Genomic DNA, 20389 nt, shown 5'->3' on the forward strand with positions numbered 1-20389 from the left:
ATTTATTTTCAATTTACTAATTAGATATCAAAATCTGTACCTTTGTTACAATTCAGGATAAAAACCTGACAAGTTGTATGCAAAAAGATATCGAAATTACGCTGCTCCCGCACCAGGTTGAGCAAAATGATACCATCACAAAAAAATTAGCCGATTCATTAAACCTGTCTGAAGATAGAATTAAGGGCTTTGAAATATTAAAACGTTCAATTGATGCACGGTCACGAAAAGTTGTTTTCCGGCTGCAGATTAAAGTTTTTATCGATGAAGAACAAATGCATCAGATTCAAGAGATAAACTATCAAAATGTCAGCGATGCCAAACCTGTACTAATTATTGGTGCAGGTCCGGCTGGATTATTTGCAGCATTACAATGTATAGAAAATGGTTTAAAGCCAATTATTATAGAACGGGGAAAAGATGTTAAGCAGCGCAGGCGGGATTTAGCGGCAATTAATAAACAAGGGGTCGTAAATATCGAATCAAATTATTGTTACGGCGAGGGTGGGGCAGGAACATATTCCGACGGAAAATTATATACACGTTCAAATAAACGTGGTGATATAAATAAGGTTTTACAGGTTTTTGTAAATCATGGAGCTGAACCAGATATTGCTATTGATGCCCGGCCGCATATCGGTACCAATAAGTTGCCACATATTATAACCTCCATAAAAGACACTATATTAAATGCTGGCGGCGAAGTGATGTTTGATAGCCAAATGACCGATATTATAATTGAATTCGGTAAAATAAAAGGGATCGAAGTTAACTTTGAAGATAAACTTTTTGCCGATAACATCATTCTTGCTACCGGACATTCTGCAAGAGATGTTTACGAATTATTGAATAGTAAGAACATTCTTATAGAAGCCAAGCCTTTTGCTCTGGGGGTTCGTATCGAACATCCACAAGAGATCATAGATTCGGCACAATACCATTGCGATATTCGTTCTGAATTCTTGCCTCCAGCTTATTATAGTTTAGTAGAACAGATTGGCAGCCGCGGTGTATTCTCTTTTTGTATGTGCCCGGGAGGTATTATTGCACCCTGTGCAACAGGCGAAAACGAAATCGTCGTAAACGGTTGGTCTCCGTCAAAAAGAAATAATCCATTTGCAAATTCAGGCACCGTAGTACAGGTAACATTAAATGATGTTCAGGGTTACGATCCTTTGCGTATGCTGAATTTTCAATCAGAAATTGAAAAACTTGCTTTTGAAGCTGGCGGAGGTAATTTGGTTGCTCCTGCGCAACGTATGGTAGATTTTGTTAACAATAAATTATCTATCGATTTGCCGAAAAACTCCTATTTGCCCGGAACAAAAAGTGTAATGCTTGATAATCTTCTGCCTGATTTCGTGTCTGATAGTTTAAGGGCTGCTTTGCCTTTGTTCGGAAATAAAATAAGAGGTTACTACACAAACGAAGCAATTCTGGTCGGCGTAGAAAGCAGGACATCGTCGCCCGTTCGAATTCCCCGCGATAAAGAAACTTTTCAGCACCCCCAGGTTAAAGGCTTATACCCATGCGCAGAAGGTGCGGGTTATGCCGGCGGAATCGTCTCTGCAGCAATTGATGGAATTAATTGTGCCAATGCAATCCTTTCAGCAATGTAGAAAACATAATATTAATGTGATTGTTGTTTTAGTATGTTAGATATTGTAAACGAGATCAGGAAAGCTTTTAATGGAGATGCCTGGCATGGTAATCATGTTATGCAAACGTTAAATAATGTGCAGCCTGAAAATGCGTTTAAGCATTTTAGTCAAAATGCGCATTCTATAGCTGAAATTGCTTTGCATTTAACAAGCTGGACAGAAGAAGTATCTTCGAGATTAAGTGGCAATCTTGCAGTCGAGCCTGAAATGGGAGACTGGCCTGCTGTTTCAGAAAAATCACCGCAGGCTTGGGAGAAAATTATCTTTAACTTTAAAATTGCCAATGAAGAGTTGATTCGTCTTTGTGAAAACATAAAGCCTAATCAATGGAATGATGCAACAAAAGATGAGCGAAATGATTTAGGCACAGGTGTCACAAATGCGGAGTTGTTAAATGGCCTAATTCAGCACCATGCTTACCATTCTGGTCAAATCGCAATATTATCAAAATTTTAATTTATGAAAAAGACACTCATTATTGGTGCATCGCCAGATCCATCTCGATATGCATATAAAGCAGCGCACATGTTGACACGCTTCAATCATGAAATCGTTAATGTTGGAATTAAGCGTGGCGAAGTTGCTGGTGTGGAAATAGAAAAACCAGGTGAAATTCATAGTGATATCGATACCATAACCCTATATATAGGCCCGGCTTTACAAACGCAGTACCACGATTATATTTTAGATACAAAACCAAAACGGGTTATTTTTAATCCAGGCACCGAAAATTACGAGCTTGAAAAATTGCTCGATGCACATGGGATCGAACCTGTTGAGGCCTGTACTTTAGTTTTATTGAGTACTGGGCAATATTAGTTTTCAGAAAAGCAGGGCTTGTGCTACTATCAGATTTTAGTCCCGCCCTCCATTTCAAATCCTCGGCTCATGCTTCGCCTTGCGGGTTTTCCATTTGGGTCGGGTTTAGATGGTCCAGGCAGATTTTCAAAACCTGGGTTCAGTCCTAATCTATAGTTTATACATATATATACTATTAAGCGTCTGGAATAAGTTCATAACGATTTTTTAACAAGCTGAATCTCTCCGTTACATTTAAGGTTCTGAAAAGTTCTGTAATCAGTTTAATTTTTTCTTATTGATAATTAGTGAGTTGCGTTGGATATGAAAATCTTTTGCTGTCTGGGTTTGTGTGTTGAGGATTTTTTTCTACTTTTGCAACCCGCTTCGGAGGAAGGGAAAAGGTTGAANAGTTGCGTTGGATATGAAAATCTTTTGCTGTCTGGGTTTGTGTGTTGAGGATTTTTTTCTACTTTTGCAACCCGCTTCGGAGGAAGGGAAAAGGTTGAAAAGTGGAGAGAAAGGGATTAGAATTATTTTAAAATAATTCTTGCGRAGATTGAAAGTTTTATTACCTTTGCAACCCGGTTCGGAAGGAGCGGAAAGAATTGAAAAGCTGGGTTTAAGAATTAGAGAGGGGCTAAAAAAAATAAATTATTTTATTTGGAGGTTCAAAAAAGATTCTTACCTTTGCACTCCCAACGGAAACGAAGGGAAAACAAAACCTGAACGGCGGATGTCNAAAAAATAAATTATTTTATTTGGAGGTTCAAAAAAGATTCTTACCTTTGCACTCCCAACGGAAACGAAGGGAAAACAAAACCTGAACGGCGGATGTCGGGAAGGATRAAAAAAGATTGAAACGGATGAAACATATGCTGGACRAATAAGACCGGCAAAAACTGAAATCCGAAGATATATACAATGGCCACCGTGAGGTWMGTGCCGATAAGTTCTTAAAAGAGATGTCAATGTAGCGCAAGCGAGGTAATAAAGTACGGATTCAAGTACAGAATACCGGAGCTTGATTTTAAAGTCAATGTCTGACAGACATAATTAAAAAAGAAGACTATTTTTAACAATAGTTAAAACTGGTCAGAATCAAATAACATTTTACAATGGAGAGTTTGATCCTGGCTCAGGATGAACGCTAGCGGCAGGCCTAATACATGCAAGTCGAACGATACCAAGAGGCTTGCTTCTTGGAAAAGTGGCGCACGGGTGCGTAACGCGTATGCAACCTACCTTAATCAGGGGGATAGCCCGAAGAAATTCGGATTAACACCGCATAAAAACACAGAGTAGCATTACTCAATGTTCAAATATTTATAGGATTAAGATGGGCATGCGTGTCATTAGCTAGTTGGCGGGGTAACGGCCCACCAAGGCGACGATGACTAGGGGATCTGAGAGGATGACCCCCCACACTGGTACTGAGACACGGACCAGACTCCTACGGGAGGCAGCAGTAAGGAATATTGGTCAATGGAGGCAACTCTGAACCAGCCATGCCGCGTGCAGGAAGACAGCCCTATGGGTCGTAAACTGCTTTTATCCGGGAATAAACCTTTCTACGTGTAGGAAGCTGAATGTACTGGAAGAATAAGGATCGGCTAACTCCGTGCCAGCAGCCGCGGTAATACGGAGGATCCAAGCGTTATCCGGATTTATTGGGTTTAAAGGGTGCGTAGGCGGCCTATTAAGTCAGAGGTGAAAGACGGTAGCTCAACTATCGCAGTGCCTTTGATACTGATGGGCTTGAATGAACTAGAGGTAGGCGGAATGAGACAAGTAGCGGTGAAATGCATAGATATGTCTCAGAACACCGATTGCGAAGGCAGCTTACTATGGTTTTATTGACGCTGAGGCACGAAAGCGTGGGGATCAAACAGGATTAGATACCCTGGTAGTCCACGCCCTAAACGATGAATACTCGCTGTTAGCGATATACAGTTAGCGGCTAAGCGAAAGCGTTAAGTATTCCACCTGGGGAGTACGCTCGCAAGAGTGAAACTCAAAGGAATTGACGGGGGCCCGCACAAGCGGAGGAGCATGTGGTTTAATTCGATGATACGCGAGGAACCTTACCCGGGCTTGAAAGTTAGTGAAGATTTCAGAGATGAATTCGTCCGCAAGGACACGAAACTAGGTGCTGCATGGCTGTCGTCAGCTCGTGCCGTGAGGTGTTGGGTTAAGTCCCGCAACGAGCGCAACCCCTATGTTTAGTTGCCAGCATGTAATGATGGGGACTCTAAACAGACTGCCTGTGCAAACAGAGAGGAAGGAGGGGACGACGTCAAGTCATCATGGCCCTTACGTCCGGGGCTACACACGTGCTACAATGGATGGTACAGAGGGCAGCTACATAGCAATATGATGCGAATCTCACAAAGCCATTCACAGTTCGGATTGGGGTCTGCAACTCGACCCCATGAAGTTGGATTCGCTAGTAATCGCGTATCAGCAATGACGCGGTGAATACGTTCCCGGGCCTTGTACACACCGCCCGTCAAGCCATGGAAGTTGGGGGTACCTAAAGTATGTAACCGTAAGGAGCGTCCTAGGGTAAAACCGATAACTGGGGCTAAGTCGTAACAAGGTAGCCGTACCGGAAGGTGCGGCTGGAATACCTCCTTTCTGGAGCAGAGTTGACTACTCGCTGCGCAACATGATACTCTAAAAAAAAATAGAAGTACTTAGTATTAAGTATATAGTAGTTAGACAGGATAAAATTCATCAGTCTAAATACTATTTACTAACTACTTTATACTTAAAAGAAGAAACACCCAGAAGAAATGACGGTTGTCCTAATGACCAAAAAGGGCATCGGCACTGAAGCTAGGTAGCAAAGGAAGCGGTAGCGGTAATATACTAACCCGCAACTATAGAGCGACCTAAGTACAGTCCCGTAGCTCAGCCTGGTTAGAGCACTACACTGATAATGTAGGGGTCTCCAGTTCAAATCTGGACGGGACTACTTTAATAATCCTGGGGGATTAGCTCAGCTGGCTAGAGCGCCTGCCTTGCACGCAGGAGGTCAACGGTTCGACTCCGTTATTCTCCACCATTAAGGTTGAGGGTTAAAAGGTAGAAGGCATAAGGTAAACAAACCCTTACGTCGATATACAGACCACAACAAAACAGGCATTACCGGGATAGGTAGTCCACATTGACATAATTTAAGAAAGAAAGAAACGCCATGGGGCACATCTAAGTCTGCGTACGATATACTAAGTACTGATTACTAGATGAAACGGTTCGAGACCGCAGTTTTTTACTAACAAGACTAAGCTAAAGGCTTAGGTTGGGGCACATGAAACCCTAAACCTTTATACCCTTTACCTAATCTTAGTAAAGTTCTTTGACATATTGGAAGAAGTTAAAAAAGAAGAGCAAACAACAATAGGCGACTGTTGTGTTTGTGCTCACCAAGCGGAGTAGCAATACGAAGTAAGGTATGAGACATCATAACAAGAGCAAAAAAAGCATACCATATGGCGCAAAAGGCATATGAGTAGAAGAAAGTAATAAAGAGTACACGGGGGATGCCTTGGCTCTCAGAGGCGATGAAGGACGTGATAAGCTGCGATAAGCTTCGGGTATTTGCAAATAGGAATTAATCCGAAGATTTCCGAATGGGGCAACCCGGCTGGTTGAAGACCAGTCACATATAATGAGCAAACCTGCCGAACTGAAACATCTAAGTAAGCAGAGGAAGAGAAAATAATAATGATTTCCTAAGTAGTGGCGAGCGAACGGGAAAGAGCCCAAACCTACTTTGTTACGGCAAAGTGGGGGTTGTAGGACTACGATGTGGTATTAGTAAACAGAAGTGGAATGGGATGGGAAGCCCAGCGATACACGGTGATAGCCCGGTACACGTATAGAATACTAGCCTAGTAGTATCCTGAGTACCGCGAGGTCGGAGACGCCTTGTGGGAATCTGCCGGCACCATCCGGTAAGGCTAAATACTCCTGAGAGACCGATAGTGAACCAGTACCGTGAGGGAAAGGTGAAAAGAACCCCGAACAGGGGAGTGAAATAGAACCTGAAACCGTGTACTTACAAGCGGTCGGAGCATACAAGTTATGTGACGGCGTGCCTTTTGCATAATGAGCCTACGAGTTACTCTTCTCTGGCAAGGTTAAGTGTTTAAGACACGGATCCGAAGCGAAAGCGAGTCTGAATAGGGCGTATAGTCAGAGGAGGTAGACGCGAAACCTTGTGATCTACCCATGGACAGGTTGAAGGTGCGGTAACACGTACTGGAGGACCGAACCGATAAACGTTGAAAAGTTTCCGGATGATCTGTGGGTAGGGGTGAAAGGCTAATCAAACTGGGAAATAGCTCGTACTCCCCGAAATGTTTTTAGGAACAGCGTGGACATTAAGTTTAATAGAGGTAGAGCTACTGATTGGGTGCGGGGGAGTCAAATCCTACCAAATCCAGACAAACTCCGAATGCTATTAAATATGGTCTGCAGTGAGGCGCGGGGTGCTAAGGTCACGCGCCGAGAGGGAAAGAACCCAGACCATCAGCTAAGGTCCCCAAGTGTACGCTAAGTTGAACTAACGAGGTCCGATTGCACAGACAGCTAGGATGTTGGCTTGGAAGCAGCCATTCATTTAAAGAGTGCGTAACAGCTCACTAGTCGAGCGATCGGGCATGGATAATAAACGGGCATTAAGTGTATCACCGAAGCTATGGGATTGAAATATATCGGTAGGGGAGCATTCTATATGCGGCGAAGGTATCTGGTAATGGGTGCTGGAGCGTATAGAAAAGCAAATGTAGGCATAAGTAACGATAAGCGGTGCGAGAAACACCGCCACCGAAAGGATAAGGTTTCCTGATCAACGCTAATCGGATCAGGGTTAGTCGGGACCTAAGGAGAACCCGAAGGGGAAATTCGATGGACAACTGGTTAATATTCCAGTACTTTTTATAACTGCGATGTGGGGACGGAGTAGTGACACTGCCGCGAACTGACGGAATAGTTCGTTAAAGGTTGTAGGTATTAGGACGGTAGGCAAATCCGCCGACCTAGCTGAAAACTAATAGTACCGCGAGGCTTCGGCTGAGTGGATAGAGCAGGTAAACAGACTTCCAAGAAAAACCGCTAAGCTTCAGGTTATAAAAACCCGTACCGCAAACCGACACAGGTATCCGGGAAGAGGATTCTAAGGTGCTCGAGTGAATCATGGCTAAGGAACTCGGCAAAATGGCCCTGTAACTTCGGGAGAAGGGGCGCTGGCAGCAATGTCAGCCGCAGTGAAAAGGCCCAGGCGACTGTTTAACAAAAACACATGGCTTTGCAAAATCGAAAGATGAAGTATAAGGCCTGACACCTGCCCGGTGCTGGAAGGTTAAGAGGGGATGTCATCCGCAAGGAGAAGCATTGAATCGAAGCCCCAGTAAACGGCGGCCGTAACTATAACGGTCCTAAGGTAGCGAAATTCCTTGTCGGGTAAGTTCCGACCTGCACGAATGGTGTAACGATCTGGGCGCTGTCTCAGCCATGAGCTCGGTGAAATTGTGGTCCCGGTGAAGACGCCGGGTACCCGCAACGGGACGGAAAGACCCCATGCACCTTCACTACAATTTAACATTGACATTGGATACAGGATGTGTAGGATAGGTGGGAGGCTTTGAAGCGGCGTCGCTAGGCGTCGTGGAGCCAACGTTGAAATACCACCCTTTCTGTATTCGGTGTCTAATCCTTCAAAGAGGGAGACATTGTTTGATGGGTAGTTTGACTGGGGTGGTCGCCTCCAAAAAGGTAACGGAGGCTTTCAAAGGTAAGCTCAATACGCTTGGTAACCGTATGAGGAGTGCAATAGCATAAGCTTGCTTGACTGTGAGACAGACAAGTCGATCAGGGTCGAAAGACGGATATAGTGATCCGGTGGTTCTGCATGGAAGGGCCATCGCTCAAAGGATAAAAGGTACGCTGGGGATAACAGGCTGATCTCCCCCAAGAGCTCATATCGACGGGGAGGTTTGGCACCTCGATGTCGGCTCGTCACATCCTGGGGCTGGAGAAGGTCCCAAGGGTTCGGCTGTTCGCCGATTAAAGTGGCACGCGAGCTGGGTTCAGAACGTCGCGAGACAGTTCGGTCCCTATCTGTTGTGGGCGTAGGAATTTTGAGTGGGGCTGACCTTAGTACGAGAGGACCGGGTTGGACTAGCCTCTAGTGAATCTGTTGTTCCGCCAGGGGCATTGCAGAGTAGCTACGCTGGGAATAGATAAGCGCTGAAAGCATCTAAGTGCGAAACTAGCCACGAGATGAGAATTCCATATAGGACCGTAGAAGATGACTACGTTGATAGGTTACAGATGTAAAGCTGGTGACAGCACAGTCGAGTAATACTAATCATCCGAAGCTTTCAAAGCAAACAGACTGTTGTTTGTTCTTCAAACTAACTTCTTTCAATAATATGTCATTTAGTAGTTAGTACTGAGTACTTAGTATATAGATAAGATATCTAAATACTATTGACTAAATACTATATACTATTTAAAAAYATTTAGGTGCCTATATCGGTGGTGTCCACCTCTTCCCATTCCGAACAGAGAGGAGAGTAGGTCGGTGCCAAATCTTAAAAGCCTCTAACAGGCGTTTAACCTCAAGCCCTTGCAGTAACAACTGCAGGGGTTTTTTGGTTTAATAAACTAAGCTCAAAGACTAAAGCAGAAAGACTAAAGAACACCGTCCAAAGACCAAAGCGCAAAACAAAAAGCGAACAACGAACGATATGCGATTCGCTGGTAACAGCTCTGCTGAAAAAACCACAAAACCTTAATAGCTAAACCCGGTGGCAGCGGAAATCCTTTTCGGGCTATAGAACAAACTTCCTTCTTCCTGAATAACATCTTCCCAAAAAGATTGCAGCATAAAACGGGACTGAAAAAGCTATGGAATGCTTACGTTCGTTTTCTGATTAGCTCAGGCAAACCCTCAATACTTTGAAAATTTAATAAAAATCGAATTGAGCCAGGATAAGGTTATTTTTGGTTTTTTTTAAGAAAATTAACTAACAAACGCCTTATACGCCGTTAAAAGTCAGGTACGATTTTCGCGAGAATGACTTTTTTATTTATTTGATATCTACTGAAAAATAGGCGCCATATTTTTGAACAGATTAACTAATTATAAAAATATATAATTATTTAGCTTTAGATAATTAATAATTTTATTAAAGCGTTGTAATTTATGAATATTTTACTTTTTTTTAATTACTATTGACGATTTTGGTGGTTTTTGTACGTTCTTATCGTCTGTTTTATTCTTTTTTTGATTGCCAGCTTGTTTTTATAGAGGATATAGTATAGATTGCAATGTCAAATAACTAAATCAAACTAAACTAATTTAAATTTCATGAAAAAACTTCTACAAAGTTTGTTCGTGTTGATGTTTATCGCAATTTCTGTGATGGCGCAAGATCGGACAGTAACAGGTACAGTTACATCTAAAGAAGACGGGCTCCCGATTCCTGGTGTAAGTGTAAAATTAACAGACCTTAAGGGTGGTACTACAACAAATGCTTCAGGTCGTTTTTCTATAAACGTTCCCTCGGCAGCAACAGCAATTGAATTTTCAGCATTAGGATTTATTACTCAGAAACAAGCGTTAACCGGCGCTTCTAATTATAGTATTTCCCTATCTTCTGATACCAAAGATTTGGAAGAGGTTATAGTTGTTGCTTACGGAACCGTGAAAAAGGAGAGTTTCACAGGAGCTGCTTCTGTTGTTGATTCAAAAAATTTAGCGAATCGACCAAATACTTCATTTCAAAAGTCGCTACAGGGGGCAGCAGCAGGTGTGCAGGTTACTAGTGTTTCAGGTCAGCCAGGCGCAGCAACAACAGTGAGGGTTCGTGGTGTAGGCTCCATTTCAGCAGGCTCCAATCCATTGTATGTAATTGATGGTATCGCTGTAACCTCTTCCGGATTAGACTTGACGTCTGTAGCACAAACTGCTGATGTTTTATCTTCATTAAATCCAAATGATATTGAGTCCGTAACCATCCTGAAGGATGCCGCAGCATCTGCGATTTACGGATCTCGTGCGGCAAACGGTGTAGTTTTAATTACAACCAAACAAGGTAAAGCTGGTGCAACTAAATTTACCGCTAGCGTAACTGGAGGTTATTCTTATCAAGCCGTTGAAAAGCACGAAGTTTTGAATGCACAAGAATATTATAAAGTTTATTTTGATAGCTATTATGCACAAAGAATAGCCGCCGGATTAGCACCTGACGCTGCAGCAATTGCGGCAAATACATTAACAAGGAACAGACTAACTGTGAATCCTTTTAATACGCTGAATCCATTCGTAGCTGGAGGTGGTTTAGCTCCTGGTGCTTCTTTATTGTATGATACGAACTGGAGAGATGAAGTTTTAAGAAGAGGTCAAACTAAGGATGTTAACGTATCTGCGAGTGGCGGTAGCGAAAAGTTAAAGTATTTCGTTTCTGGTGGTTATTTCGATCAGAAAGGTATTATAATTGGGTCTGATTATAAAAGGTATTCAGGAAAGTTTAATTTATCGAATGATGTCAATAAATTCTTTTCATTTGGTATAAACAATACCCTTGCAAGTTCAACACAGAATACGCCTGCCGGTGCTGGTGGCGGTGCAAACCCGGTGAGATTCGGTGACATCGTATCTAATATTTACACTTTATATGTTAGAGATGCAAATGGTAACCCTGTTTTGGATACAAACGGTAATCCAATTTATAGCTATGTTAATCCGGTTTCTCCTGATTTTAACCCTGTAGGATTAAATGACTTAGATACTTATTTAACCAAAATTACCCGCATTACAACTACGCCGTTTGCTCAGGTTAAATTTCTTAATGGATTTACCGCAAAATCAACGGTGAGTTTAGATTACTCAGCAGTTCGAGAAAGCCAATTTTATAATTTGTTACATGGTAATGGTGTTGGGGTTAAAGGTAGAGGATACCGTTATGCTAAAGAAGATATTACAACAACTTACATTAACACCTTAACGTATAATAAAACTGTTGGAAAGCATAATTTTGATGTATTAGTAGGTCAGGAAGCTTACCGTAACAAATTTGATGGCATAACCGCCATGGCTACAGGTTATGGATTTGCAGGACAAACGGAGTTAGTTTCTGCTTCTACACCCGGTACCGCATCTTCATCTTATACTGAAGCCAGATTTGAATCTTATTTTTCTAGAGCGAATTATGATTATGAGGGCAAATATTTCCTTTCCGGTAGTTTCAGAAGAGATGGATTTTCGGCTTTTGGACCAGATAATAAATTTGGTAACTTCTGGTCAGTTGGTGGCGCATGGAGACTCAAGCAAGAGAATTTTATGAAAGATGTTCGTTTTTTAGATGATTTGAAATTGCGTGCGAGTTACGGTGTCACTGGTAACAACGATATCGGCCGTTATGCTGCTCAGGGTTTGTACTCTTTAGCTAATGCGTATGAAGGCGTTGCAGGTATGGCTTATAGTCAGCTTTCCAATAGTGAATTGGCTTGGGAGAAATCAAAAACAACAGAATTTGGTTTAGAGTTTTCAGTTCTAAATCGTAGAATTAATGGTGAGATATCATATTTTCAAAAGAAATCTGATGGTTTGCTGTTTGCTAAACCTTTATCAAGAACAACAGGGTTTACTTCGATTACAACCAATTTGGCTGAGATGAACAATACTGGTATTGAGCTTGCTATCAATGCATCGCCAATTAGAACAACAGATTTTAACTGGAATATTGCTTTTAACATCACTAAAATTAAAAATAAAATTATCGCTTCAACACAGGATGAAGTTGTTGATGGCACTAAGCTGATAAAGATTGGAGCAGACCGTTATCAATGGTATTTGAGAGAATATGCTGGAATCGATCAGACAGATGGCAGAGCGATGTGGTATAAAGATGATGCGTCGGGAAATAAAGTTACGACCAAAGTTTATACAGAAGCAAAGCAATATTCTGGATTAGGTTCAGCACTTCCAAAATACTATGGTGGTTTCAATAATACCTTAAATTATAAAGATTTTGATTTAAGTGTGTATACTTATTTTTCTTTAGGAGGCAAGGTTTACGATGCCCTATATGCAGCATTAATGCATAATGGTATTACTCCCGGACAGCAAATGTCAAGAGATGTGTTGAATGCATGGTCAGCTACAAACACTACTTCCACTATTCCTAGATTTTTACCGACATCAAACACCGATTTATCGAACAGTACATCAAGCAGATTCTTATTCGATGGCTCTTACATGAGGGTTAAGAATATTTCGCTTGGCTATACTTTGAAAAAAAGTTGGGCTAGCAAAGTGAAATTATCTACTGCCCGCTTATTTGTAATGGCTGAAAACCCGTTTACATTGGCTAAACATAAAGGATACGACCCAGAATCAACAATTGATGGAACCAGTAATAATGATATTCCTAACATCAAAACCTTTTCAATTGGTTTAACAGCTGGGTTTTAATTATATAGATAAGATATTATGAAAAAGATTAATAAAATAGGAATTTACGGTGCTCTCTTTCTTCTTTCAAGTTTCGGTGCATGTAAAAAAGACTTTTTAGAGGTAACACCAACAACATCTATTAACTCGGCTGAAGCATTTTCTTCACCTGAAAAAATTGCCGCAGCACTTACCGGAGTTTATGATCTCTCTACTGGTTCTGTTAAATACAACATGATTTTAAATAATGATGTTAAAGGAGGTGATGTGTTAATTGTAAGTGGAGCAGGAAATTACAGCAGGTTTATAAATGGTTATCAGTTTATTGAAAACACAAGTTCTTCTGAACCATTGGATTATTGGACATCAAATTATAGGGTAATTGCTAATGCAAATCAATTTGAACAAAATATTCCTACATCTCCTCTTAGTGATGCTCAGAAAAGTGCTTATCTGGCAGAAACCCGGGCGTTAAGGGCTGAAGCGTACTTTTGGCTTGTACAATGGTATGGTAAGCCATACACATTAGATCCGGAAGCATTGGGCGTTCCATTGGTTTTGGCACCACTTGGTCCTAATGATGTTTTATCAGGAAGAGCAAAAGTTAAAGATGTTTATGCACAGATATTATCCGACTTTTTATATGCAGAAGCAAATATTCCTGCGGCAAAAACAAGTATCTATCGGATGACTAAAGGTGCAATTCAAGGCTTCCTGGCCAGGGTTTACCTTACAATGGGCGATTATCCCAATGCAAGTAAATATGCAAAATTGGCTCGCGTGGGCAAACCACTCGGAACCGGCGCATCTTTATTAACGGGTTATATCAATCCATCAACAGAATGGATTTATGCTTTAAATTCAAGAACAGACGATAACTCCGGTTTCTTAACGGTAAACTCATTCTATGACCCTTTTGATATTGGCTATTCGAGTTTCAGAGCAGCAGACAATTTTTTCAATTCTTTTGCAACAAACGATATTCGTTTACAGCAATTTAAAGTAAACGGTGTCATTGGAGCAAGAAGAGGTCAGGAAGGATTTTTAATTAATAAATTTGATTTCTCCACTACGCCTGCGCAAAATCAAGTGATTATCAGATCATCAGAAATGTATTTAATTGAAGCAGAAGCAGAGGCAAGACAAGGAGCTGCCAATGAGGCGGCTGCTAAAACTGCTTTATTAGCAATTCAGCAAAGAGCTGGTGTAGCAACTGTAGTTTCTTCAAATACTGGTCAGGCACTAATTAATGAAATTATGATTGAACGTGGAAAAGAGTTATATGGAGAGGGATTTAAGTTTTTCGATTTGCTTAGAACCAAAACTCCTGTAGTTAGAACAGCAGGCAACGGACATTGGGCAATTGTGAACTTTCAGCCAGGTGATAATAAATTGGTATTGCCTCTACCACAAAATGAGTTAAATGCAAATCCGGTTTTAAAAGGACAGCAAAATCCTGGATATAGTAATTAATTTCTTTTTTTTTAAATTTAGAAAGGTTATCTCATTCATGAGATAACCTTTTTTTTTAATTATTTATGTGCATTCTGTCTGTTAAAAAATGCTAAATTTTTTAACCTCAAGGCAATAAAACCGTATCATTGTAGGATTACGTAAATTATGTTATGAAGGATATTAGATTTAGAATAGCGTTGTTCTTTTCTTTTTTATTGTGCTTTAGTGTGGATGGTTTTGCCCAAAATAAAAATGTGCAGCTACCAGCAAACTGGTTCAACCTGGATTTAAATGAAAGCGGCTTTTATGGTATAAGTACAGAGAAAGCATATCGTGACATTTTAAAGGGTGTGAAGCAGAAACAAAAAGTTATAGTTGCTGTAATTGATGGCGGCGTGGATACAAATCACGAAGATTTGAAGGAGGTTTTGTGGACCAATAGCAAAGAAGTTCCGGGTAATGGAATTGATGATGATGGTAATGGTTATATCGATGATGTTCATGGATGGAACTTTATAGGCTCGAAAAAGGGCAATCTTGAATTTGATAATTTGGAACTGGTTAGATTGTTGAGGATTTACAAGCCAAAATACCAATCGACTACAAATTTAACCCCCTTAGACAGCGCACAAAAAGAGGAGTTTATATTGTATAAAAAAATGGTTGGTGATTTTGGTAAGAAATATGAAGATGCCAGTAACACTTTTTCTGTTTTAATCGCTATAAACAAAGTGCTTGATTCTGTCGCTAAAACCAGCAAAAAAGAAATTCCAGCTTACGAGGATATTGAAAAATATAAAGCCGATGACGAAGTAGAGGAACAAGTTAAAACGATTATTAGAAAAGGCTCCAAAGATGATGGTAGTTTTGAAAAGTTTTATAAAAACATTAAGGATGGTTATAAGCAATACGATGCCATGTTGAAATATAATTTGAATCCTAAATATGATATGCGTGCCGAACTTGTTGGTGATGATTATACCAATCCTAAGCAAAAAAATTATGGAAATAATGATGTGAAGGGCCCAGATGCTCAGCATGGAACTCATGTTTCCGGAATTATCGGTGCAAAACGGGATAACATGCTAGGTGTAAATGGTGTGGCAAATAATGTTGAAATTATGGCCATCAGAGTTGTGCCCACTGGAGATGAACGGGATAAGGATGTTGCAAATGGTATTCGCTACGCCGTTGATAATGGAGCCAAAGTAATTAACATGAGTTTTGGAAAATCATATAAATGGGATAAGAAAATTGTAGACGAAGCAGTTAAATACGCTGAAAGTAAAGACGTTTTATTAGTACATGCTGCAGGAAATGATAATCTGAATAATGATATTAATGAAAATTACCCTAATAAGTTTTATGATAGTAAGGAAGCTGAAGCCTACAAACTGGCTCATCAAAAACCTGCGATCGCTGATTTCATGCCGCCAAAAAGTATGCCTCAGAATAATGGAATGGTTATGAGGCCATCTATGGCCAGGCCTACGATTATAAAGCCCGCTCCTTTGGATTCGGCGAAATATCAGCTTCCTCATGCATCAAACTGGATTGAAGTTGGGGCAAGTTCTTATAAAAATGATGATAATTTAAAAGCTGATTTTTCAAATTATGGGAAATACACCGTTGATGTTTTTGCACCAGGCTTTCTGATTAATTCTACCGTTCCCGGAAATAAATATGAAGCGTTAGATGGCACAAGCATGGCTTCGCCTGTTGTGTCAGGTTTAGCGGCGTTAATATTGAGCTACCATCCCGGGTTGAAACCTGCTCAGGTTAGAGAGATCATAATGAAATCGGTATCGAAAGTCCCTCAAAAAGTGAAATATAAAAATGAAAAGGGTGAAAATGTAAGAGCTTTCTTTAGCGACATTTGTGTTAGCGGAGGCATCGTAAATGCGTATAACGCATTGAAACTTGCAGCCACGTATAAATAATACGATGCTGAAAATTTTAATTGACAGACGGGAGTAATTATTTTTTAATTGTTTTGATAAAATCCTGGAACGTACCAAATGGATACTTTTTTTCTTTCATCCAACAGATAAAATTTTCCATACGTTTAATCATTTTTTCGCCAGTATTTTTTCTAACATAGCCAGGAAATCCAAAACGTTCAAAGTCATTTAAGTCGGTAAATTCCCATGGATGGAAGTAAACATTCAGGTATTTATCTTTTCTATATGTCCAGCTTACCAACGATTTATATATGCCTAGCGGGAGATTATGAAAAGAAAGCCAAAATAATGGAAATCTAAAAAGTGGACTTACTGAAGCGGGAATTTGTAAAACGTTTTCTTTGGTAAAAAAGGTTCTGGAGATATTCAGGTTATTGTACCTGCCCGGCAAAAATGTCGGATTAATTGATGTGTTATAAGTATATCCGGCCTTTTCTATTTCCCTTTCATCAACAGGCATCATTCGGGCCATTCTGTAACCTGTTATTTCTATTCCGGAAAGTTCTTCGAGTTTTAACTTTGATTGAAGTAAATGTTCAGGTTTGAAATCCGAATGGTAGTAGCCGTGAGAAGCAAGCTCATGACCTGCATCTTTAATTCTTTTGATTAAGTCGGGTACATTTTCAGCGAAAGTTACCGTACAGAAGAATGTTGCCTTTACATCATATTTATCTAAAATATCAAGGATTGTAATGGTTCCGGCTCTTGATATCATTATCTGATCAGAAAAAGATATATCCTTTCCGTATTCAAATGGCATATCAAATTCTTCAATATCAAAACTTAATAGAATCATTATCTTAAAGGTAGATTTGTTGAACGGATGATGTAATTGGGGCGGTTTTTTGACTGCATAAACATTTTACCGACATAAATTCCGATAATACCTAAAATGATTAATTGCAAACCCCCGAAAAAAACAATGGTCATAATTACAGACGCCCAGCCCGAGACTTCCACATTATTTGCAAAAGCATAAATTACATAAGGAATGTAAAGTACTGATGCAAAAGAAAGTATAAATCCTAGGTAAGCCGCTGTATACAAAGGTTTTATGCTAAATGAGGTTACGCCATGAAGTGCTAACTTTAACATTTTGTTTAATGTGTACTTACTTTTACCTGAAAATCGGGTAGCGGGGTTATATCGGATTGCAAACTGCTTAAAGCCAAGCCATTTCACCAAACCTCTTAAGAAGGGTTCGTTTTCATGAAAATTTCTGAAAACGCTAACTACTTTTTGATCCAATAAGCGGAAATCGGCTGCTCCAGCCTCTAATTCTATGTCTGAAAGTGAGTTTAATATCTTATAAAACAAACTCGAAGAGCTTCTCTTTCCTCTGGATAGGCTTGTATCTTCTGCTCTTATCGTGTACACCACTTCAAAACCTTCTTCCCATTTTTTCAGCATCTGGGGAATTATCTCTGGTGGATGTTGCATATCACAATCCATAGAGATTACGCAATCCCCAAATGCATTATCCATGCCAGCTTTAACAGCCAACTGATGTCCGAAATTCTTTGAAAACTCAAGAAAAAAGATATTATCTGCAGTTACAGCATAATTTTTGATTTTTTCAAGGGTATCATCTGCACTTCCATCATCCACTATGATAAGTTCATAATCGTAATTTATCGTTGTAAAAACCTGCTTGATACGCTCGGCAATAACAAAAATGTTGTCGGTTTCGTTGTAAGCAGGAATAACAATAGAAACTAATTTTTTCATTTATCTGTAAGCAAATAAGTTTCAAAATCTTCTTTCATCATTTGATAAACAATGGTTAGCCAAATTAAGGCACAAGGTAGCGCTTTGAGAGAATATAGACGAATAAATTCCTTAGCAGCTTTAGGAATAAAGTCCGTAGGAGATAAACTGGTTAAAACAAATGCGAAAATAAATAAAGTAAGCACCAAAATGCTTTTTGGATTAGGCTGGGTTACAAACCAAATTGCAACGCCTGCAAATGCAATAATGTAAGTCGGCGATTCAGACCCGCTGCTGAAGATAACAGTAAAAATTAAAGTTGAAGCAAGCAGCATCAATCTAAACGCTAAATTTTTGTATTGGTTGATCCGAAGGTATGGTAAAGCAAAGATTAAAATACCTCCAATTATAAAAGGACCGTTTGGAATATTTACATTTCCCGATATACGCCTAAACATGCCCATCACAGAAATATCCTGAAAAGAAGTTAGAGAAGCATTTATTTCATTTTTGTGAACCAATGAACTATACCAATCATGGTAAGATTGAATAATAAATGCAGGGGATGAAATGGCCATTGGCAAAACAAAAAGTATCATAATAGTAGTTACACCACCTAAAATAAATTTCAGTTTATTTCTAGTAAAGAAAAAGAAGGCTAGTCCGACAATTCCATATAACTTAACTAATGTTCCAAAAGCGATAAAAAAGGCAGATTGAATTTCCTTTTTTTTCAAAAGATATGAAAAACTTAAAATAATTATTCCGGCTAGTGCTATGTTAAATTGGAAACTAAAGAGTGCCGTTAGCGTCTCATGTGCGCAAATCCATGCGATTATAGAACGTTTATTTATTGAAATAGGTAAACTGTAAATTCCCCAAAGTAATATTAAAACGTTAGCAATGTTCCATAATATCATTCCTAAACCGTCTGGTAAAATTGCAAATGGAGCGATAAATATTGAGAATAAAGGTCCGTAATGATTGCTGTCTAAGTATTCCGGATAATTGTGATATAAGTTTTGTAAATCTATAGTATGCCAATAGACATATTTAAATATAGCGTAATTATTATAGCTGTCATGCGAATATTGTTTTACCCCAGCAATTATCGCCAATAGGATATAAATAAAAGCAACGGATGCCCTTTTTAATAAAAATGTAGTAATTCTGATAAAATAAATTTTGCCGGAAGAGTTCATGTGATTAACGCCACTAATATAAGTATTTTAAACTTACGGGGGCTAAAGGTGGCAAGCAGCGATAATTGCATTCTGGATTCCACGACTTGAGATTAGCAAGAATACCGACAATGCTGAATTGGTTTTTAAAATTTGACACAATCCACTATAAAATCAAAAAATTAAATTTAAAAACTATATTTGCAATACTCAAAGGGGTGCTTTTGAATTTGCAGCTTCTGTTGCAATAAAAAGGCTGAGAATATACCCATTCAAGAGGCTTAAGGCATAGGGCTTAAGGTTTAGGGTTTTCACCTTATAACTTTTACCTCACACCACTGGCCTTTTGATGTACCTGATTCGGATAATGCCGACGTAGGGAATTTAACTTACAACACTGCTTCGCCCTGAAAGCAGTTTTCAATTATTTATTTTGGTCGAAAGACATTAGAGATTGCAAATGGATTTTCAAGAGTGGTTCAGGCTTTTTTATCAGCAAATTTTAAATACTTCATTAGTTGAGTGGCTGGCAGTCGGTTTTGGTGTTTCCGAAGTTTTGTTGGCGAAAAAGAATAGCATCTGGTTATATCCTACGGGTATAATTTCCGTTTTACTATCCATGTTCCTTTTATTGAATGTAAAGCTCTATGCAGAAATGCTTTTGAGCATATATTATCTGATAATGAGCGTTTATGGCTGGTTGATTTGGAAAAAACGTAAGCTGGATGGTGAAAATCAGGTTGCCTGGAGTACAAACAACGAATTGCTTATTGCTGTCTTAATTTCCCTTGTTGGCTTTTTCGTCTTTTATTTCGTGTTAAAAAATCATACTGATTCTGATGTGCCAATTCTTGACGCCTTTGTTTCTTCGACTGCATGGGCAGGAATGTGGCTTCTGGCAAAACGAAAAATCGAAAACTGGATTTTTTTAAACATTTCAAATGTAGTGGCAATACCGTTATTATTTCATAAAAAACTTCCACTCATGGCCTGTCTTACTACCTTTCTTTTCATTGTAGCCATTTTCGGGTTTCTGGATTGGAAGAAAATCATTGGAAAAAGAAAACTAAGAGCAGTTTAATACAGCTACAAATCAAATTGTTTAGCCACAGATTAACTGATAAAAAATTATTGGTGATTTATTTAAGAACTTGCTAA

General features: G+C 39.5%; 10 protein-coding genes, 2 tRNA genes, 2 rRNA genes and 1 riboswitch. Of the genes, 11 read left to right on the forward strand and 3 right to left on the reverse strand.

What is annotated here, in order from left to right:
* The first annotated feature begins 77 nt into the window (after window positions 1–77).
* The 10 genes from ASF92_RS04595 (at window position 78) to ASF92_RS04645 (ending at window position 16322) form a co-directional block, all read left to right on the forward strand.
* Window positions 78–1619 (forward strand): NAD(P)/FAD-dependent oxidoreductase, encoded by a 1542-nt coding sequence (locus ASF92_RS04595; RefSeq protein WP_056088419.1) that lies wholly within the window; start codon window positions 78–80, stop codon window positions 1617–1619.
* A gap of 33 nt (window positions 1620–1652) precedes the next feature.
* A complete protein-coding gene (locus tag ASF92_RS04600) occupies window positions 1653–2117 on the forward strand; it encodes a DinB family protein (RefSeq protein ID WP_056088422.1) in 465 nt (154 codons plus the stop codon).
* A 3-nt stretch (window positions 2118–2120) separates the two neighbouring features.
* A complete protein-coding gene (locus ASF92_RS04605; RefSeq protein WP_056088424.1) occupies window positions 2121–2480 on the forward strand; it encodes a CoA-binding protein in 360 nt (119 codons plus the stop codon).
* A 1094-nt stretch (window positions 2481–3574) separates the two neighbouring features.
* Window positions 3575–5096: ribosomal RNA gene (locus ASF92_RS04615) — 16S ribosomal RNA — on the forward strand.
* Window positions 5097–5361: 265 nt separating this feature from the next.
* Window positions 5362–5436, forward strand: a tRNA-Ile gene (locus tag ASF92_RS04620).
* Between the two features lie 13 nt (window positions 5437–5449).
* Window positions 5450–5526: transfer RNA gene (locus tag ASF92_RS04625), tRNA-Ala, on the forward strand.
* Between the two features lie 451 nt (window positions 5527–5977).
* Window positions 5978–8854, forward strand: a 23S ribosomal RNA gene (locus ASF92_RS04630).
* Together the 16S and 23S rRNA genes with 2 tRNA genes alongside form the textbook arrangement of a ribosomal RNA operon.
* A 986-nt stretch (window positions 8855–9840) precedes the next feature.
* Window positions 9841–12948 (forward strand): TonB-dependent receptor, encoded by a 3108-nt coding sequence (locus ASF92_RS04635; protein ID WP_082489444.1) that lies wholly within the window; start codon window positions 9841–9843, stop codon window positions 12946–12948.
* A gap of 18 nt (window positions 12949–12966) precedes the next feature.
* On the forward strand, window positions 12967–14400 hold the full coding sequence (locus tag ASF92_RS04640; protein WP_056088435.1) for a RagB/SusD family nutrient uptake outer membrane protein: 1434 nt from the start codon (window positions 12967–12969) through the stop codon (window positions 14398–14400).
* A gap of 152 nt (window positions 14401–14552) precedes the next feature.
* Window positions 14553–16322, forward strand: a complete 1770-nt coding sequence (locus ASF92_RS04645; protein ID WP_082489445.1) for a S8 family peptidase — start codon at window positions 14553–14555, stop codon at window positions 16320–16322.
* A 37-nt stretch (window positions 16323–16359) separates the two neighbouring features.
* Here the strand turns inward: ASF92_RS04645 and ASF92_RS04650 are convergent, their stop codons facing one another.
* From ASF92_RS04650 to ASF92_RS04660, 3 genes are read right to left on the reverse strand one after another with little or no spacing between them, the layout of a single operon-like run.
* A complete protein-coding gene (locus ASF92_RS04650; protein ID WP_056088438.1) occupies window positions 16360–17139 on the reverse strand; it encodes a polysaccharide deacetylase family protein in 780 nt (259 codons plus the stop codon).
* A complete protein-coding gene (locus ASF92_RS04655; RefSeq protein WP_056088440.1) occupies window positions 17139–18071 on the reverse strand; it encodes a glycosyltransferase family 2 protein in 933 nt (310 codons plus the stop codon). The genes ASF92_RS04650 and ASF92_RS04655 overlap by 1 nt, the downstream gene beginning before the upstream one ends.
* Window positions 18068–19252, reverse strand: coding sequence for a glycosyltransferase family 87 protein (locus ASF92_RS04660; protein ID WP_082489446.1), 1185 nt, complete (start codon window positions 19250–19252; stop codon window positions 18068–18070). The genes ASF92_RS04655 and ASF92_RS04660 overlap by 4 nt, the downstream gene beginning before the upstream one ends.
* A gap of 183 nt (window positions 19253–19435) precedes the next feature.
* Window positions 19436–19631: riboswitch (TPP riboswitch) on the forward strand.
* 60 nt (window positions 19632–19691) lie between these two features.
* Between ASF92_RS04660 and pnuC the strand changes: the two genes are divergently transcribed.
* Window positions 19692–20312 carry a nicotinamide riboside transporter PnuC gene (pnuC, locus tag ASF92_RS04665; RefSeq protein ID WP_056088443.1) on the forward strand — a complete coding sequence of 207 codons (621 nt, stop codon included), beginning with the start codon at window positions 19692–19694 and terminating at the stop codon, window positions 20310–20312.
* The last annotated feature ends 77 nt before the right edge of the window (window positions 20313–20389 follow it).

This window comes from Pedobacter sp. Leaf176 (assembly GCF_001424305.1).
GTDB lineage: Bacteria > Bacteroidota > Bacteroidia > Sphingobacteriales > Sphingobacteriaceae > Pedobacter.